Origin of the sequence: Mesorhizobium sp. M0051, from assembly GCF_040323235.1 — a bacterium.
Classification (GTDB): Bacteria; Pseudomonadota; Alphaproteobacteria; order Rhizobiales; family Rhizobiaceae; genus Mesorhizobium.
Genome location: NZ_JAMYUT010000023.1, coordinates 1 through 14,336, shown reverse-complemented (window position 1 = coordinate 14,336; position 14,336 = coordinate 1). Strand labels below are relative to the sequence as shown.

Sequence of the window (14,336 nt, the reverse complement as noted above, 5' to 3'; positions counted from 1 at the left end):
CAGGGGATATTTCGATGAGCGAGGGACACTCGACCTATACGCCCAAAACCGGTCTCGGACGCTGGTTCGACGCCCGCATGCCGCTGCCGCGGCTGGTCTATGACAGCTTCATCGCCTATCCGGTGCCGCGCAACCTCAACTATGCGTGGACCTTCGGCGGCATCCTGGCGATCATGCTGGTAGCACAGATGCTGACCGGCATCGTGCTGGCCATGCACTACACGGCCGATAGCAATCTTGCCTTCGGCTCAGTCGAAAAGATCATGCGCGACGTGAATTCGGGCTGGCTGCTGCGCTACTTGCATTCGAACGGCGCGTCGTTCTTCTTCATCGCCGTTTATATCCACATCTTCCGTGGCCTTTATTACGGCTCCTACAAGGCGCCGCGGGAGCTGCTGTGGATCCTCGGCTGCATCATCTATCTCCTGATGATGGCGACCGGCTTCATGGGCTACGTGCTGCCCTGGGGCCAGATGAGCTTCTGGGGCGCCACGGTCATCACCGGCTTCTTCACGGCCATTCCGCTGGTCGGCGACTGGATCCAGCAGCTGCTGCTCGGCGGCTTTGCCGTCGATAACCCGACGCTGAATCGCTTCTTTGCGCTGCATTACCTGCTGCCGTTCATGATCGCCGGCGTCGTCGTGCTGCACGTCTGGGCGCTGCATGTCGTCGGCCAGTCGAACCCGACCGGCATCGAGGTCAAGTCGAAGACCGACACCGTTGCGTTCACCCCTTATGCGACCATCAAGGACGCGTTCGGCATGCTCGTGTTCTTGTTCTTCTTCGCCTATTTCGTCTTCTACCTGCCGAACTATCTCGGCCATCCCGACAACTACACGGTCGCCAACCCGCTGAAGACCCCGGCCCATATCGTGCCGGAATGGTACTTCCTGCCGTTCTACGCCATCCTGCGCGCCATCACCTTCAATGTCGGGCCGATCAACTCCAAGCTCGGCGGCGTTCTGTGCCTGTTCGGCGCGATCGTCATGTTGTTCCTGGTGCCGTGGCTCGACACCTCGAAGGTGCGGTCGGCCGTCTATCGGCCCTGGTACAAGCTGTTCTTCTGGGTGTTCGTGGCCGATGCCGTCCTGCTGGGCTGGTTGGGCTCGCAGCCGGCGGAAGGCAGCTATGTGTTCATGGCGCAGATGGCGACGCTGGTCTACTTCGCCTTCTTCCTGGTCGCCCTGCCTGTGCTCGGTCTGATCGAGACGCCGCGAAGGCTGCCGAACTCGATCACCGAAGCAGTGCTCGAGAAGAACAAGGGCGGTGGCGGACATCTGGCTGGCGCCACGGCCGCACCAGAGACCAAGGGCTGAGCATGATCCCGAAAAGTGGGAACCGGTTTCCGGACAAGGCCATGCTCAAGCAGGAAGACGGACGGGTAGAGAATCTAAGGGGATTTGGCATGAAAAAGATTCTCACCTCGATGGCGCTGATCGGCCTTGTGGCCGCCGGCACCGGGGCAGCAAGCACTTGGGCGGTCGCCGCCGAAGAGGCACACAACGCGGCCAATCCGACGCATTTCCCGATCAACGAGCCGAAGGAAATGAGCTGGAGCTTCACCGGCCCGTTCGGCACCTATGACAAGGCGCAGCTGCAGCGCGGCCTCAAGGTCTACAAGGAAGTCTGCTCGGCCTGCCATTCGATGAACCTGGTGGCCTTCCGCACGCTGTCGGACCTCGGCTATTCCGATGCCCAGATCAAGACGCTGTCGGCGGAGTACACGATTCATGACGGCCCCAACGATGCCGGCGACATGTTCGACCGTCCCGGCAAGCCGTCCGATCATTTCCCGGCGCCCTTCGCCAATGACGAGGCCGCCGCTGCCTCCAATGGCGGTGCTGCACCGCCCGACATGTCGCTGCTGGCCAAGGCACGCGGCGTCGAGCGCGGCTTTCCGCAATTCGTCTTCGACATCTTCACGCAGTACGACGCGGGCGGTCCCGACTATATCCATTCGCTGCTGACCGGCTACGACCAGACGCCGCCGGCCGGCATGGTGATCCCGGAAGGCACCCACTACAATCCGTACTTCATGTCCAGCGTGTCGCTGAAAATGCCAAAGCCGTTGTCCGATGGTCAGGTGACTTATGACGACGGCTCGCCACAGACCGTCGACCAGTATTCCCGCGACGTTGCGGCCTTCCTGATGTGGGCGGCCGAGCCGCACATGGAAGACCGTAAGAAGACCGGCTTCCGCGTTCTGGTGTTCCTGTTGCTGTTCGGTGCGCTGGTCTATCTCACCAAGCGCAAGGTGTGGGAAGGCGTGGCGCATTAAGCGACACAGCCAATTGATCACAAAAGGGCGCCGAGGGGCGCCCTTTTTGCTGAACGGGGGTTGGCGATCTGGTGGTCAGGTGCGTTCTTGTCGCACAGGTCCGTTGGCACGGCGCCCTGTGGTATGCCACACAGCATCTTTGAAAAAAGAATTGTCGACGGCATGGTGTTTGGATTTCGATGATGCGGCTCAGCGACTGTCACAACTTTTCCGATTTCCGCCGCATGGCGCAGCAGCGGCTGCCGGGACCGATCTTCAACTACATCGACGGCGCGGCGGACGATGAGGTCACTTACCGCCGCAACACTGAAAGCTTTGACACCTGCGACCTGGTTCCCAATGTCTTGCGCGGGGTGAGCGAGATTGACATGTCGGTGACGGTCATGGGCCAGAAGCTGGCGATGCCGTTCTATTGCTCGCCGACCGCCTTGCAGCGGCTGTTCCACCATCAGGGCGAGCGCGCGGTCGCCAAGGCCGCCGCCAAATATGGCACGATGTTCGGGGTCTCCTCGCTTGGCACCGTCAGCCTTGAAGAAGCGCGCCGGATCAGCAGCAGCCCGCAGGTCTATCAGTTCTATTTCCATAGAGATCGCGGCCTCAATCGGGCGATGATGCAGCGGGCAAAGGCGGTTGGCGTCGAGGTGATGATGCTGACGGTCGACAGCATCACCGGGGGAAACCGCGAGCGCGACAAGCGCACCGGCTTCGCCATTCCCTTCAAGCTCAATCTGGCCGGGATGCTGCAGTTCGCGCTCAAGCCGGCCTGGGCGATCAACTATTTCACCCATGAAGGGTTCAAGCTGCCGCAACTCGACGAGCATGTCGACATGGGTGGCGGCACGATGTCGATCAGCCGCTACTTCACCGAGATGCTCGACCCGTCGATGACATGGGACGACGTCGCCGAGATGGTCAAGCTGTGGTCGGGGCCGTTCTGTCTCAAGGGCGTCATGTCGGTGGAGGATGCCAGGCGTGCCGTCGACATCGGCTGCAGCGGTATTGTGCTGTCGAATCATGGCGGCCGGCAGCTGGATGGCTCGCGGGCGGCGTTCGACCAGCTTGCCGAGATTGTCGATGCGGTCGGAGACAGGATCGACGTCATCATGGATGGCGGTGTGCAGCGTGGCACGCATGTGCTGAAGGCGCTGTCGCTCGGCGCCAAGGCCGTAGGCGTCGGCCGCTATTATCTGTTCCCGTTGGCAGCGGCCGGCCAGCCCGGCGTCGAACGGGCGCTAGAACTGATGCGGGCCGAGATCGAACGCGGCATGAAGCTGATGGGCTGCAGTTCGATCGAACAATTGTCGCGCAACAACCTCCGTTTCAGGTAATCTCGACACATGAAATCCTCACTAGAAGACACGCTGCTTGCCGCGATTCGCACCATTCCGGACTATCCCAAGCCCGGCATCCTGTTTCGCGACATCACTACGCTGCTCAGCAATGCGCGCGCCTTCCGCCGCGCCATCGACGAGCTGGTGCATCCTTATGCCGGCCAGAAGGTCGACAAGATCGCCGGCATCGAGGCGCGCGGCTTCATCCTCGGCGGCGCCGTCGCTCATCAGCTCTCGGCGGGTTTCGTACCGATCCGCAAGAAGGGCAAGCTGCCCTTCGAGACGGTGCGCGTCGCCTACAGCCTGGAATACGGTCTGGACGAGATGGAGATGCACAAGGACGGCGTTTCGCCCGGCGAGAAGGTGATCCTGGTCGACGATCTGATCGCCACCGGCGGCACCGCTGAGGCGGCGGTCAAGCTGCTGCGCCAGATCGGCGCGGATATCCTCGCCGCCTGCTTCGTCATCGACCTGCCGGACCTGGGCGGCCGCGCCAAGCTCGAAGCGCTCGGCGTGCCGGTGCGGACGCTGATTGGGTTTGAAGGGGTTTGAAAGGCGATTGATCACGACCGCCCGGTCGGGTCCCCGCCGCTTCGAAGCATTCGTTGGCCTTTCATCGTGCTGCTGGCACGATGAATTCGCTTACGCGAACCGGCTACTCACCCGTCTTCACCAGCACCGCGCTCTCGAACTCCAGCACCATGTCGCCGGTCGACTCAAAAGCCTCACATCGCAGGGCCAGCAGCCGCCAGCCGGGGCGTGAGGCGATCGGGCGGTGCGACAGCGCCGTGCGCGTGAAGGTGATGGTTTGCCCGGCATAGACCGGCTTCAGCCATTTCAGGTTCTTGAAACCGGGCGAAGGGCCGAATTCCGGCACCGGACCGGGGCCGCTCCACGCCGCGATCTCGGCATCCATGCGGTTTTCGAGATTGAGTTTCATCCAGGTTGCCGCCGTGTGCCAGCCGGATGCGCAGAGCCCGCCGAGCACGCTCTTCTTGGCTGCGTCCTCGTCGACATGGAAGATTTGTGGGTCGTATTTGCGTGCGAACGCCTTGATCGCCTCAGGCTCGAATGTGTGCGAGCCGAGCGTCACGGTGGTGCCGATGCGGAAGAAATCGTCCAGTGTCATGCTTGGTTCCCCGTGGCATCGCGCGTGAGGAACATGGCGGAATTCTCAAGCTCGAAGACGCTTTCGCCACGCTGGTTGAACAGCTCGCTGCGCATTGTCACGAAGCCGAGTTGCGGCTTCGATTTCGACAGGCGCTTGGCAACAACCACTAGGGTGCCGGTGAGCTGGTCGCCGGCCAGGACCGGCTTCTTCCATTTGACATGGTCGACACCGGGTGCGCCCTGGCAGGTGGAGTCCAGCAGGAACGCATCGCACAGCATGCGCATGAACATGGCGCAGGTGTGCCAGCCCGAGGCGGCCAGCCCGCGCAGAATGCTGGCCTTGCCGGCTTCCTCGTCGAGATGCATCGGCTGCGGGTCGAATTCTCCAGCGAATTCGACGATCTCGGCGGCGCTCACCAGCTTGCTACCGAGATCGAGCGACGCACCCTCGACGAAATCCTCATAGGCCCAGGTTTTTGTTTTTGCAGTCATGGTCTGAAATCCGGCTGACGAAGGGTTTCCGGATGCAGGCCGCAGCACATTTGGTCAAGAGATTTCTATAGCGCCAAGTCGTGGCTGCATGGCCTTTGGCGGGCGGATCAGAGCCAACCGCGGCGCCGGAAATACCAGAACGGCAGGATCGCCGACAACACCATCATGGCAATCGCGAAGGGATAGCCCAGTTCCCATTTGAGCTCGGGGATGACGTCGAAGTTCATGCCGTAGATCGAGGCGACCAGCGTCGGCGGCAGGAAGATGACGGCGGCAACCGAGAAGATCTTGATGATGGCGTTCTGCTCGATCGAGATCATGCCAAGCGTCGCGTCGAGCAGGAAGGAAATCTTCTGCGACAGGAAGGTGGCGTGGTCGGCGAGCGACAGCACGTCGCGGGACAGCGTCTTGATGCGCGCCTTGGTGTCCTTGCTCATCTTGGTGCGGGTCGAGGCATGGGCGAAAAAGCCGGCCAGGCGCTGCAGCGAGATCAGGCTGTCGCGGATCGAGGAGGCGATGTCCTCCTTGCGGCCGATCGCTTTCAAAAGCTCCTGGAAGTCGCGGTTGCGCTTGGAGACCTTGGTCGACCGCGCCTCGAAGATGTCGCGCGAGATTACTTCGATGTCGCGGCCGGCGCGTTCCAGAATATCGGCGAGACGGTCGACGATCGCCTCCAGCAGCCCGATCAGGATGGTGTCGCCGCTGGTGCAGCCGGTCGCCACCTTCTCGGCGCGCTGCGGAAAGGTCTTGAAGGCCTTCGGTTCGTGGTAGCGCACGGTGATCAGCCTGGTGCCGGCCAGCACGAAGGTGACAGGCGACATCAGGGGATCGTCGATTTCGGTCTGGGCGGGCAGGGTGGCGGTCATGAAGTAGGCGCCATCCTCGACATAGAGGCGGCTCGAAATCTCGATCTCCTCCATCTCCTCGCGCGTCGGAATGGCGACGCCGAGCCACGCCTCGATCGCCGCTTCCTCTTCCTTGGTCGGGTTAAGCAGATCGGCCCAGACGACATTGTCGCTGTTTGCCAAGAGTTCATCGACGGCGCGCAGGCGGTCATTGTCCACGACGAAGGCCTTGATCATCGCCGGGTCTCCCTTGCTGGATTAAAGGGTGCGTTCGGATTGACGCGTCGTGTCGGATTGCACGGTTCTCGGCGCCAGCGCCGACCTCGCGCCTGCCGCTTAGACCTGTGGCATGACAAAATCAAGACAAGCGGCTGCCCGGCGGATGGGCGTCGGCCGCTCGGAAGAACTCGTCGAGAAAAAAGCTCGCCGGGATGTTTTGGATACCCGGCCGCTTGAGGCGTCAGGTGTTGAACTTGAACAGCAGGATGTCGCCGTCCTGGACCACGTATTCCTTGCCTTCGTCACGCGCCTTGCCGGCTTCCTTGGCCGCCACTTCGCCGCCAAGCGTGATGAAATCATTGTAGGCGATGGTCTGGGCGCGGATGAAGCCGCGCTCGAAATCGGTGTGGATGACACCGGCCGCCTGAGGGGCCTTGTCGCCCTTGTGGATGGTCCAGGCGCGCGTCTCCTTCGGCCCGACGGTGAAATAGGTGATCAGATGCAACAGATCGTAGCCGGCGCGGATGACCTTGTTCAGGCCGGGTTCGTCGAGGCCCAGCGAGGACAGAAATTCCATCTCTTCCTCGTCGGAGAGCTGGGCGACTTCCGCCTCGATCGCCGCCGAGATCACCACGGTGCCCGCGCCCTGCGCGGCAGCCATCTTTTCCACGGCGCTGGTGTGCTCGTTGCCGGTGGCGGCATCTGCCTCGGCGACATTGCAGACGTAGAGCACGGGGTGCGAGGTCAGAAGGTTCAGCCCCTGCAGGATGCGCAGGTCTTCCGCCGAGATGCCCTTAAGCAGGATGCGGGTCGGCTTGCCGGCTTGCAGCAGTTCGAGCGCTGCCTCCATCATCGGCAGCACGGTGGTCGCTTCCTTGTCTTTGCTGCCGGCGCGCTTGCGGAATTGCACGATGCGGCGCTCGAGGCTGTCGAGGTCGGCGAGCATCAGCTCGGTTTCGACCGTCTCGGCGTCGGCAACAGGGTCGATGCGGCCTTCGACATGGGTGATGTCGTCATCCTCGAAGCAGCGCAGCACATGCACGATGGCGTCGACCTCGCGGATGTTGGCGAGGAACTGGTTGCCCAGCCCTTCGCCTTTCGAGGCGCCGCGCACCAGGCCGGCAATGTCGACGAAGGAGATGCGGGTCGGGATGATCTCCTTCGACTTGCCGATGGCCGCGATCTTCTGCAGGCGCGGATCGGGCACCGCTACCTCGCCGGTGTTCGGTTCGATGGTGCAGAACGGATAGTTGGCGGCCTGCGCCGCCGCCGTCCTGGTCAACGCGTTGAAAAGCGTCGACTTGCCGACGTTGGGCAAGCCAACGATGCCGCATTTGAAACCCATTTTTGTCTGGTCCTATAGGGAAATAGAAATTTGATCAGGGCTATGGGCGATAGGGGTGATCAACGTCAAGCCCTGTGGCGCCGATCCCGCTCAGTCCTTGCCGCCGAACAGCTTCTTCAGCATGGCGGCCATCGGGCCGGTCTCAGGCAGTTTGGCGGGGGCCTGTTGCGGGCGTGCCTGGCGAATGTGGCTCTGGTGTTTGGAGTCCTGCTGCTTCCGCGCCGGCTTTTCCGGTTCCGCGCCGGCCTTGCCCTGGACGGCGAGGCTGACCTTGTTCATGAAGCCGGAGTCGTCGCCCTTGGCGATCATGGCGGCGTTCTCGGCGATTGCGTCGAGCAGCGGTTCGAGCCATTCGCGGTCGACCTTGTCGAAATCGCCGAGCACATGGTGCTGGACCATTTCCTTGACGCCGGGGTGACCGACGCCGATGCGCACGCGGCGGTAGGCGTTGCCGACATGGCCGTCGATCGAGCGGATGCCGTTATGGCCGCCGGCGCCGCCGCCGGTCTTGATGCGCAGCTTGCCTTCGGCAAGATCGATCTCGTCATAGAAGACGGTGAGTGCGGACAGCTCGAGCTTGTAGAAGCGCAGCGCTTCGCCGACCGACTGGCCGGACAGGTTCATGAAGGTCTGCGGCTTGATCAGGACGATCTTTTCGCCGCCGAGCGTGCCTTCTGAAATCAGGCCCTGGAATTTCTTCGACCAGGGCGAAAAGGAATGGCGGCGGGCGATTGCGTCCGCCGCCATGAAACCGACATTGTGGCGGTTGTTGGCATATTTCGCGCCCGGATTGCCGAGGCCTGCAAAGACAAGCATCGTCTGCTCCGAGCGGGAAAGAGTTACTTCTCTTCGGCGGCGGGAGCCGCTTCGGGTGCAGCCACTTCAGTCGTCTCTTCCGCCTCCGGCTTCATCGCCGACGAACCGGCAATGGTCGCGATGGTGAAGTCGCGGTCGGAGATCACGGGCTTCACACCAGCCGGCAGCTTGACCGACGAGATGTGGATCGAGTCGCCAATGTTGGCGCCGGTGAGATCGATGGTGATGAATTCCGGGATCGCATTGGCCGGGCAGTGGAACTCGACTTCGTGACGCACGATGTTGAGCACGCCGCCGCGCTTGATGCCGGGCGACCTGTCCTCATTGATGAAATGGACAGGCACGTCGACATTGACCTGGGTGTCCTTGCCGATGCGCAGGAAGTCGACATGGACAGGGAAATCCTTGACCGGGTCGAGCTGGAAGTCCTTCGGCAGGACCTGGATCTTCTTGCCGTCGACATCGATCGTGGCGATCGTGGTCAAAAACCCGCCGCCATGGATCTTGTAATAGATGTCCTTGTAGGTGAGTGCGATAGCCAGGGGAGGCTGCTTGTCACCATAGATTACTGCAGGCACTTTACCGTTGCGGCGAACTGCACGGGCGGACCCCTTACCGACCTGTTCGCGTGCTTCGGCCTTGAGCTCGTAAGTGTCGTGGCTCATGGCATTTCCTTTCGGTTTGTTCTGGAGCGCTTACGGTTGGCAACCTGCCTGGCCGTAAACGTCGAAAGCCGACATACCCATGCATGACCTGGTCCGAAAACCGGAATCCACTTTTCGGGATCATGCGGGAAGGCGGCCTTCCGCCGCGTTGCCTCCAAGGGTGTCTACGCGGGTGGCGGCTCTATAGCGGAAGGCGGCCGGAGGTGCAAGCCAAAGGCACGTCAGCCAAAGGCACGTCCGCCGGCGCGCAGTTCGGGGCGGTGATTATCCCCGCTTTTCGATGACGGCATAGAGCACGTTGCGGTTCTCGCCAAAGAACACCTGCGCGTTGACGGCGTTGCGGTCGACGCTGGCATTGACGATGTTCCACATGTCGACCTCCGATCGCAGCAGCAACACCCAGTCCATGAAGGTCTCCCGGTAGCCGGCGTCAGGATTGTCCTCGGCGTAGTTCGCGAAGAGAAATGTCCCGTTCGGCTTCAACATCTGCAGGCAGGTCTTCGTGAGTTTTACGGCGACGTTGTGCTGGAGGTAGTCGTAAAGGCCGGAGGCGTAGATGAAGTCGAACTTGCCCAGCCTGTGGCCCCTCGTGAGCACGGTCCGCACCGACCCGTCGACCGCCTCGATCGCGGTGCCCTGGAAGTCACGTGCGATCAACCCAACGCTCTGTGGATCCTGGTCGAGCGCAACCCAACGCTTGAGACGTCCTTCCGCCAGGGCGACCGAGCGATTGGCCTCCCGCAAATGCCCGGCCGCGATCGCCAGGATCTCGGTTTCCGGTCCGTTCTTGGCCGCGATCTCATCGACATAGCGGGTCAATAGGTCACGTCGTTCCCGTGCAGCGACGCAAGACGGGACGTCCTGGGTATGGGTATAGAGCGCCTTGCCGATCTCCGAGGCGTTTGCCACGCTCTCGGCCACGTGCGGATCACAATAGATGTAGTCGAGCAACTCCGCATCACCAGCATAACCTCTGGGCTTGCTGAAAGACCACCGCGTAAGCGGATCCTCGAGAAAATACTCCAGGACCGGATGGTTCTGCACCACCGGTATCAATGCTTGCCAAACGTCGGGATGAACTTTGGCGCGTGTCGCGTTGAGGTGCGACATCAGACTACGAATGACCTCGGCGGGGTCCTTTCCTTGTTCGATTTGCTGATGGGTCGCATGGAGAATGAGTGCAAGCTCTGCACGAGCGGTTTCGAAGACTTCGCCGTGATCCTCGGGTCTTCCCCGAGGCAGACTTCCGGCGAGCATCTCGGCAGTAATCAGGCTTTTTCCATCAAGAACGGTTTGCACACCAACGCTCCATAGTTAACAGTCAGTTAACTTATTGCGTAGAATGCTCCATTTGCCAATGATGGGCCGGGCGCATTTTAGCGTTATGATTAATTTCCCGCTAACCATCTTTAATCATTGCACTTCTTCCGGGCCGGATTCGGGTTTCGAGTTAACGGAAACTTGTCCTGCGCGATTGCATTTGTACGCGTGGCGTCGCAATCGCTGTCGCGTCCAGGGAGTCGGCCTGCGTGAGGGCAGAAACTAGAAATGAGTTCGGAGCCGAAAATCCCCTTCAAACGGGGTTTGCTGTGATGAACGATCACGCGTCATCCGCATTGGCCGATACTGTTCATGCGGAGCCGTACGAACCGCGCTATGAACTGGGGACCGACGAGCTCCGCGCCCTCTACCGTACGGAAGCTCATGCGACGCGAAGAGGGGAAGCCCGGCCAGGGCTTTGGATGGCCGTTGTCATCTATCTCTTGTTTTCTGCAACGGATCTGCTGCTGATCCCCGATGTGGCTGCATACACGATCACTGCGCGCTTCGCGGTCGGATTGACTGCGCTTTTGATCCTGGAAGCGCAGCTTCGCCGGGAGGTAGCAACGGAATGGCTTGACGTCACTTGCGCCGGAGCCATCATCTTTGGCTATGTCGGTTGGCTGTGCCCTGCAGTTTTTGGTGCGGACAAAGAAAGCGTCTCTTACTATATGGTCTTCGGCACCATCTTCATGATGAGCGCCAATCTTTTCTTCACGTTCAATTTCAAACTTTCGATAGTAACTTCCACAATAATATTGTGTATACTGTACGTGGTAAATTATTTCGTGCCTTCGACGCTAATATACAAGATGGTATTCGGAACTTTCTATATCTCTTGCTTCACGTTTACCTCATATGTCAACTGGAAACTGAATGAAGAGCGCTACAACGTCTTCCTGAACGCCCTGGAAGCGAAGATCCAGCACAACGAGGCGACCGAACGCGGTAAGGCCCTGCTGAGACTGTCGCGGACCGATCCGCTTACAGGCCTGGAGAACCGGCGGGCGATCGACGAGAAGCTAAGGGACTACTGGAACGACTGGCAAAAGGTTGGCACCAGTTTTGGGGCGATCCTCATCGACGTGGACTTCTTCAAGAAGTTCAATGATTGTTACGGCCATCAGGAAGGCGACCGCTGCCTGATCCATGTCGCCAATGCTCTTAGCGAAATGATCAGGCGGTACAATGGCTCCATCGGCCGCTACGGCGGTGAAGAGTTCATTATCCTGGCTCGGGTGGAGAACAAAGAGCAGATCCTGGAGATCGCGGAAGCCATTTGCAGCACGGTGGAGAACCTGGCGCTTACCCACGAGCTGCGGCGCGACGGCGTTTCGATCGTGACTGTGAGCGTTGGCGCTGCATTCACCAGAACGCAGACCGGCGCCAAGCTGGAGAAGATCATCCACGAGGCTGATCGCGCGCTCTATCTGGCAAAAGCCGGTGGCCGAAACTGTGCCCGGCTGTTCGACCCGACCGATCCCCAGAGCAGCGACGAGAGCGAGAACATTGCGGCTTTGCTGAAAATCGCTATCGGCCAGAACCTCGTTTCACTCGTTTACCAGCCTATCCAGGATGTCAAAACGGACCGAGTCGAGGCCGTAGAGGCTCTGATGCGCCTCAAAATGCTGGACGGCACATCGGTTCCGCCGAGCCTGTTCATTCCCGTCGCGGAACGAACCGGCGCGATCCTAGAACTCGGGCGCTGGGCAATAAGAACGGTGTGCGCCGAGCTCCTGGCGGACGATTACGTCCGCGTCGTCAGTGTCAACGTCTCTCCGATCCAGCTCAAGACACCTGGCTTTGCAACGTCGGTAGCGACCATTCTGGGCGAGACCGGCGTCTCCGGAAGCAGGCTGGCCTTCGAGATCACCGAAGGGCTGGAGATGGAGATGCATTCGGACATTCTTCGCTGCATCAGCGACCTGAAGCTGCTGGGGATCAAGATATGGCTTGACGATTTCGGGACGGGCTTCGCGGGCCTTTCGTGGCTCCGCCTGATCGATTTCGATACGGTAAAGATCGATCGCTCGTTCCTGCACGACTGCAGCGCCCCGAACGGCAAGGCAATGCTCCAGGACATTATCACTCTGGTGCGGAATCGCGGCCACAAAATCCTGGTCGAAGGGGTGGAAACCGACGAACAGATGGCCCTCATGCGCGAATTCGGCATAGACAAGGTCCAAGGCTTTCATGTCGGCCGTCCCGCTCCCGCCGTCAGTTACCAGCCAAAGCGGACCATCCGCAAACGCCCATTCACCGTGCTTAAATCGGCATGATTGCGCCTGCTCTCCGAGGTTTGGCTTAGCTGCCTTTGGCCGCCATGGCTCAAGGGCCGCGCTGATTGCTATCGACCAATGGCAGAGCCAGGCGGGCACGCAAGGGGTGTGGCTTAGTGGTCGCCGCTCAACGCGGCGCGCAGTGCCCTGATCTGCCGGTTCAGCGCATCAAGCTGTGCCAGAGTCATGCCTGAGCGCTCGATCAAGGTCTCGTTGAGGCAGTTGCACTGGACAAGCAGTGTGCGACCAGCGGCGGTCAGATCGACCTGCACCTGGCGCTCGTCGGTCTGGCTGCGCTGGCGGGTCACCAGTCCAGCCTGCTCCATCCGCTTCACCAGCGGCGTGACGGTGCTCGATTCCAGGGCAAGCCGGCGGGCGACCGTGCCAACCGACATGCCATCGGTCTCTCCAAGCGCGTTCAGAACCAGATATTGCGGATAAGTGATGCCCATCTGGTCCAGCATCGGCTTATAGGTGCGATTGATCGCCATGCTGGTGGCATAGAGCGTGAAACAGAGTTGATTGTCCAACGGGAGAGGCACGGCGCATTTCCTTCTGCCGGTACGGCAGTCGGTTCTATACCACGAAAAACGATATCGCGATATACATTTTTATGGACAAGGTTTTCGAACTGCGATAGCTACATAGTTATCGCGATATTGTATATCGCGAAATCAACAGAACGGAGATTGAGATGACTTCGCAACCCAAGCCCAGCTCCGGCAGCGGCACGATCACTACCAAGGACGGAACGCAAATTTATTACAAGGACTGGGGGACCGGGCAACCGATCGTCTTCCATCATGGCTGGCCATTGAGCAGCGATGACTGGGACGCCCAGATGCTGTTCTTCCTGTCACAAGGCTACAGGGTCGTTGCCCATGATCGGCGTGGGCACGGCCGCTCGACCCAGACGGACGTCGGCAACGAGATGGATACGTACGCCGCCGATGTCGCGGAACTCGCCGCCCATCTGGATCTCAAGGACGCCATCCATGTCGGCCATTCGACCGGTGGCGGTGAGGTGGCGCGCTATGTCGCTCAATACGGCTCGGGCGGCCGTGTCGCCAAGGCGGTGCTGATCGGCGCGGTGCCGCCGATCATGCTCAAGACCGCGGCCAATCCCGGCGGCCTGCCGATCGAGGTCTTCGACGGCTTCCGCTCCGCCCAGGCGGCCAACCGCGCCCAGTTCTTCCGCGATGTCCCGGCAGGTCCGTTCTACGGCTTCAACCGTCCGGGCGCGGAAATCTCGCAGGGGATCATCGACAATTGGTGGCGCCAGGGCATGATGGGCGGTACCAAGGCGCATTATGATTGCATCAAGGCCTTCTCGGAGACCGACTTCACCGAAGACCTGAAGAAGATCGACGTGCCGGTTCTGGTCATGCACGGTGACGACGACCAGATCGTCCCAATAGCCGACTCGGCGCTGTTGACGATCAAGCTGGTCAAGAAAGGCGAGCTCAAGGTCTACAAGGGCTTCCCACACGGCATGGCCACGACCCATGCCGACGTCATCAACGCCGACCTGCTGGCCTTCTTCAAGGCCTAGCTAGTTTCCGTCCACAAACGGCAAATAATTGATTTTGTTGAGTGAATCGTAGCTTTGCATGAGCAAGGCCCGGCGGTTTCAGGT

General features: G+C 60.5%; 14 protein-coding genes. 6 read left to right on the top strand and 8 right to left on the bottom strand.

Annotation, left to right across the window (positions count from 1 at the left end; translation table 11 throughout):
- Window positions 1–14 precede the first annotated feature (14 nt).
- The 4 genes from NKJ90_RS22235 to NKJ90_RS22220 all read left to right on the top strand — a co-directional run bounded on the left by NKJ90_RS22235 (window position 15) and on the right by NKJ90_RS22220 (window position 4,161).
- Window positions 15–1,316, top strand: coding sequence for a cytochrome b (locus NKJ90_RS22235; protein ID WP_023760721.1), 1,302 nt, complete (start codon window positions 15–17; stop codon window positions 1,314–1,316).
- An 89-nt stretch (window positions 1,317–1,405) separates the two neighbouring features.
- On the top strand, window positions 1,406–2,278 hold the full coding sequence (locus NKJ90_RS22230; RefSeq protein WP_023760722.1) for a cytochrome c1: 873 nt from the start codon (window positions 1,406–1,408) through the stop codon (window positions 2,276–2,278).
- Window positions 2,279–2,460: 182 nt separating this feature from the next.
- Window positions 2,461–3,606: an alpha-hydroxy acid oxidase gene (locus NKJ90_RS22225; RefSeq protein WP_023760723.1), complete on the top strand. Its 1,146-nt coding sequence runs from the start codon at window positions 2,461–2,463 to the stop codon at window positions 3,604–3,606.
- Between the two features lie 9 nt (window positions 3,607–3,615).
- On the top strand, window positions 3,616–4,161 hold the full coding sequence (locus NKJ90_RS22220) for an adenine phosphoribosyltransferase (RefSeq protein ID WP_023760724.1): 546 nt from the start codon (window positions 3,616–3,618) through the stop codon (window positions 4,159–4,161).
- 103 nt (window positions 4,162–4,264) lie between these two features.
- Here the strand turns inward: NKJ90_RS22220 and NKJ90_RS22215 are convergent, their stop codons facing one another.
- From NKJ90_RS22215 to NKJ90_RS22185, 7 genes are all read right to left on the bottom strand, one after another.
- Complete coding sequence (locus NKJ90_RS22215; RefSeq protein WP_023760725.1) at window positions 4,265–4,738, bottom strand: MaoC family dehydratase; 474 nt, start codon at window positions 4,736–4,738, stop codon at window positions 4,265–4,267.
- Window positions 4,735–5,211: a MaoC family dehydratase gene (locus NKJ90_RS22210; RefSeq protein WP_352486772.1), complete on the bottom strand. Its 477-nt coding sequence runs from the start codon at window positions 5,209–5,211 to the stop codon at window positions 4,735–4,737. The genes NKJ90_RS22215 and NKJ90_RS22210 overlap by 4 nt, the downstream gene beginning before the upstream one ends.
- 107 nt (window positions 5,212–5,318) lie before the next feature.
- Window positions 5,319–6,293: a magnesium/cobalt transporter CorA gene (gene corA, locus NKJ90_RS22205; RefSeq protein WP_023760726.1), complete on the bottom strand. Its 975-nt coding sequence runs from the start codon at window positions 6,291–6,293 to the stop codon at window positions 5,319–5,321.
- A gap of 223 nt (window positions 6,294–6,516) precedes the next feature.
- The gene (gene ychF / locus NKJ90_RS22200; protein WP_023760727.1) at window positions 6,517–7,620 is read right to left on the bottom strand and encodes a redox-regulated ATPase YchF; all 1,104 of its coding nucleotides are present in this window, start codon (window positions 7,618–7,620) and stop codon (window positions 6,517–6,519) included.
- Window positions 7,621–7,710: 90 nt separating this feature from the next.
- Window positions 7,711–8,436: an aminoacyl-tRNA hydrolase gene (gene pth, locus NKJ90_RS22195; RefSeq protein WP_023760728.1), complete on the bottom strand. Its 726-nt coding sequence runs from the start codon at window positions 8,434–8,436 to the stop codon at window positions 7,711–7,713.
- A gap of 23 nt (window positions 8,437–8,459) precedes the next feature.
- On the bottom strand, window positions 8,460–9,101 hold the full coding sequence (locus NKJ90_RS22190) for a 50S ribosomal protein L25/general stress protein Ctc (protein ID WP_023760729.1): 642 nt from the start codon (window positions 9,099–9,101) through the stop codon (window positions 8,460–8,462).
- 264 nt (window positions 9,102–9,365) lie between these two features.
- Window positions 9,366–10,400, bottom strand: coding sequence for a class I SAM-dependent methyltransferase (locus NKJ90_RS22185; RefSeq protein ID WP_023760730.1), 1,035 nt, complete (start codon window positions 10,398–10,400; stop codon window positions 9,366–9,368).
- Window positions 10,401–10,693: 293 nt separating this feature from the next.
- Between NKJ90_RS22185 and NKJ90_RS22180 the strand changes: the two genes are divergently transcribed.
- Window positions 10,694–12,700, top strand: a complete 2,007-nt coding sequence (locus tag NKJ90_RS22180; protein WP_023760731.1) for a putative bifunctional diguanylate cyclase/phosphodiesterase — start codon at window positions 10,694–10,696, stop codon at window positions 12,698–12,700.
- 113 nt (window positions 12,701–12,813) lie between these two features.
- On the opposite strand, the gene NKJ90_RS22175 is transcribed toward NKJ90_RS22180, so the two are convergent.
- Window positions 12,814–13,242: a MarR family winged helix-turn-helix transcriptional regulator gene (locus NKJ90_RS22175; protein ID WP_023760732.1), complete on the bottom strand. Its 429-nt coding sequence runs from the start codon at window positions 13,240–13,242 to the stop codon at window positions 12,814–12,816.
- Between the two features lie 152 nt (window positions 13,243–13,394).
- Here NKJ90_RS22175 and NKJ90_RS22170 point away from each other — a divergent pair, with 152 nt between their 5' ends.
- Window positions 13,395–14,252 carry an alpha/beta fold hydrolase gene (locus tag NKJ90_RS22170; protein WP_023760733.1) on the top strand — a complete coding sequence of 286 codons (858 nt, stop codon included), beginning with the start codon at window positions 13,395–13,397 and terminating at the stop codon, window positions 14,250–14,252.
- Window positions 14,253–14,336 lie beyond the last annotated feature (84 nt).

What these genes read in the sequence shown, in the direction of transcription:
- NKJ90_RS22220 (WP_023760724.1), top strand. Translation starts at nt 3,616, where the DNA reads ATGAAATCCTCACTAGAAGACACGCTGCTTGCCGCGATTCGCACCATT.
- pth (WP_023760728.1), bottom strand. Translation starts at nt 8,436, where the DNA reads ATGCTTGTCTTTGCAGGCCTCGGCAATCCGGGCGCGAAATATGCCAAC.
- corA (WP_023760726.1), bottom strand. Translation starts at nt 6,293, where the DNA reads ATGATCAAGGCCTTCGTCGTGGACAATGACCGCCTGCGCGCCGTCGAT.
- ychF (WP_023760727.1), bottom strand. Translation starts at nt 7,620, where the DNA reads ATGGGTTTCAAATGCGGCATCGTTGGCTTGCCCAACGTCGGCAAGTCG.
- NKJ90_RS22235 (WP_023760721.1), top strand. Translation starts at nt 15, where the DNA reads ATGAGCGAGGGACACTCGACCTATACGCCCAAAACCGGTCTCGGACGC.
- NKJ90_RS22210 (WP_352486772.1), bottom strand. Translation starts at nt 5,211, where the DNA reads ATGACTGCAAAAACAAAAACCTGGGCCTATGAGGATTTCGTCGAGGGT.
- NKJ90_RS22215 (WP_023760725.1), bottom strand. Translation starts at nt 4,738, where the DNA reads ATGACACTGGACGATTTCTTCCGCATCGGCACCACCGTGACGCTCGGC.
- NKJ90_RS22170 (WP_023760733.1), top strand. Translation starts at nt 13,395, where the DNA reads ATGACTTCGCAACCCAAGCCCAGCTCCGGCAGCGGCACGATCACTACC.
- NKJ90_RS22230 (WP_023760722.1), top strand. Translation starts at nt 1,406, where the DNA reads ATGAAAAAGATTCTCACCTCGATGGCGCTGATCGGCCTTGTGGCCGCC.
- NKJ90_RS22225 (WP_023760723.1), top strand. Translation starts at nt 2,461, where the DNA reads ATGCGGCTCAGCGACTGTCACAACTTTTCCGATTTCCGCCGCATGGCG.
- NKJ90_RS22180 (WP_023760731.1), top strand. Translation starts at nt 10,694, where the DNA reads ATGAACGATCACGCGTCATCCGCATTGGCCGATACTGTTCATGCGGAG.
- NKJ90_RS22190 (WP_023760729.1), bottom strand. Translation starts at nt 9,101, where the DNA reads ATGAGCCACGACACTTACGAGCTCAAGGCCGAAGCACGCGAACAGGTC.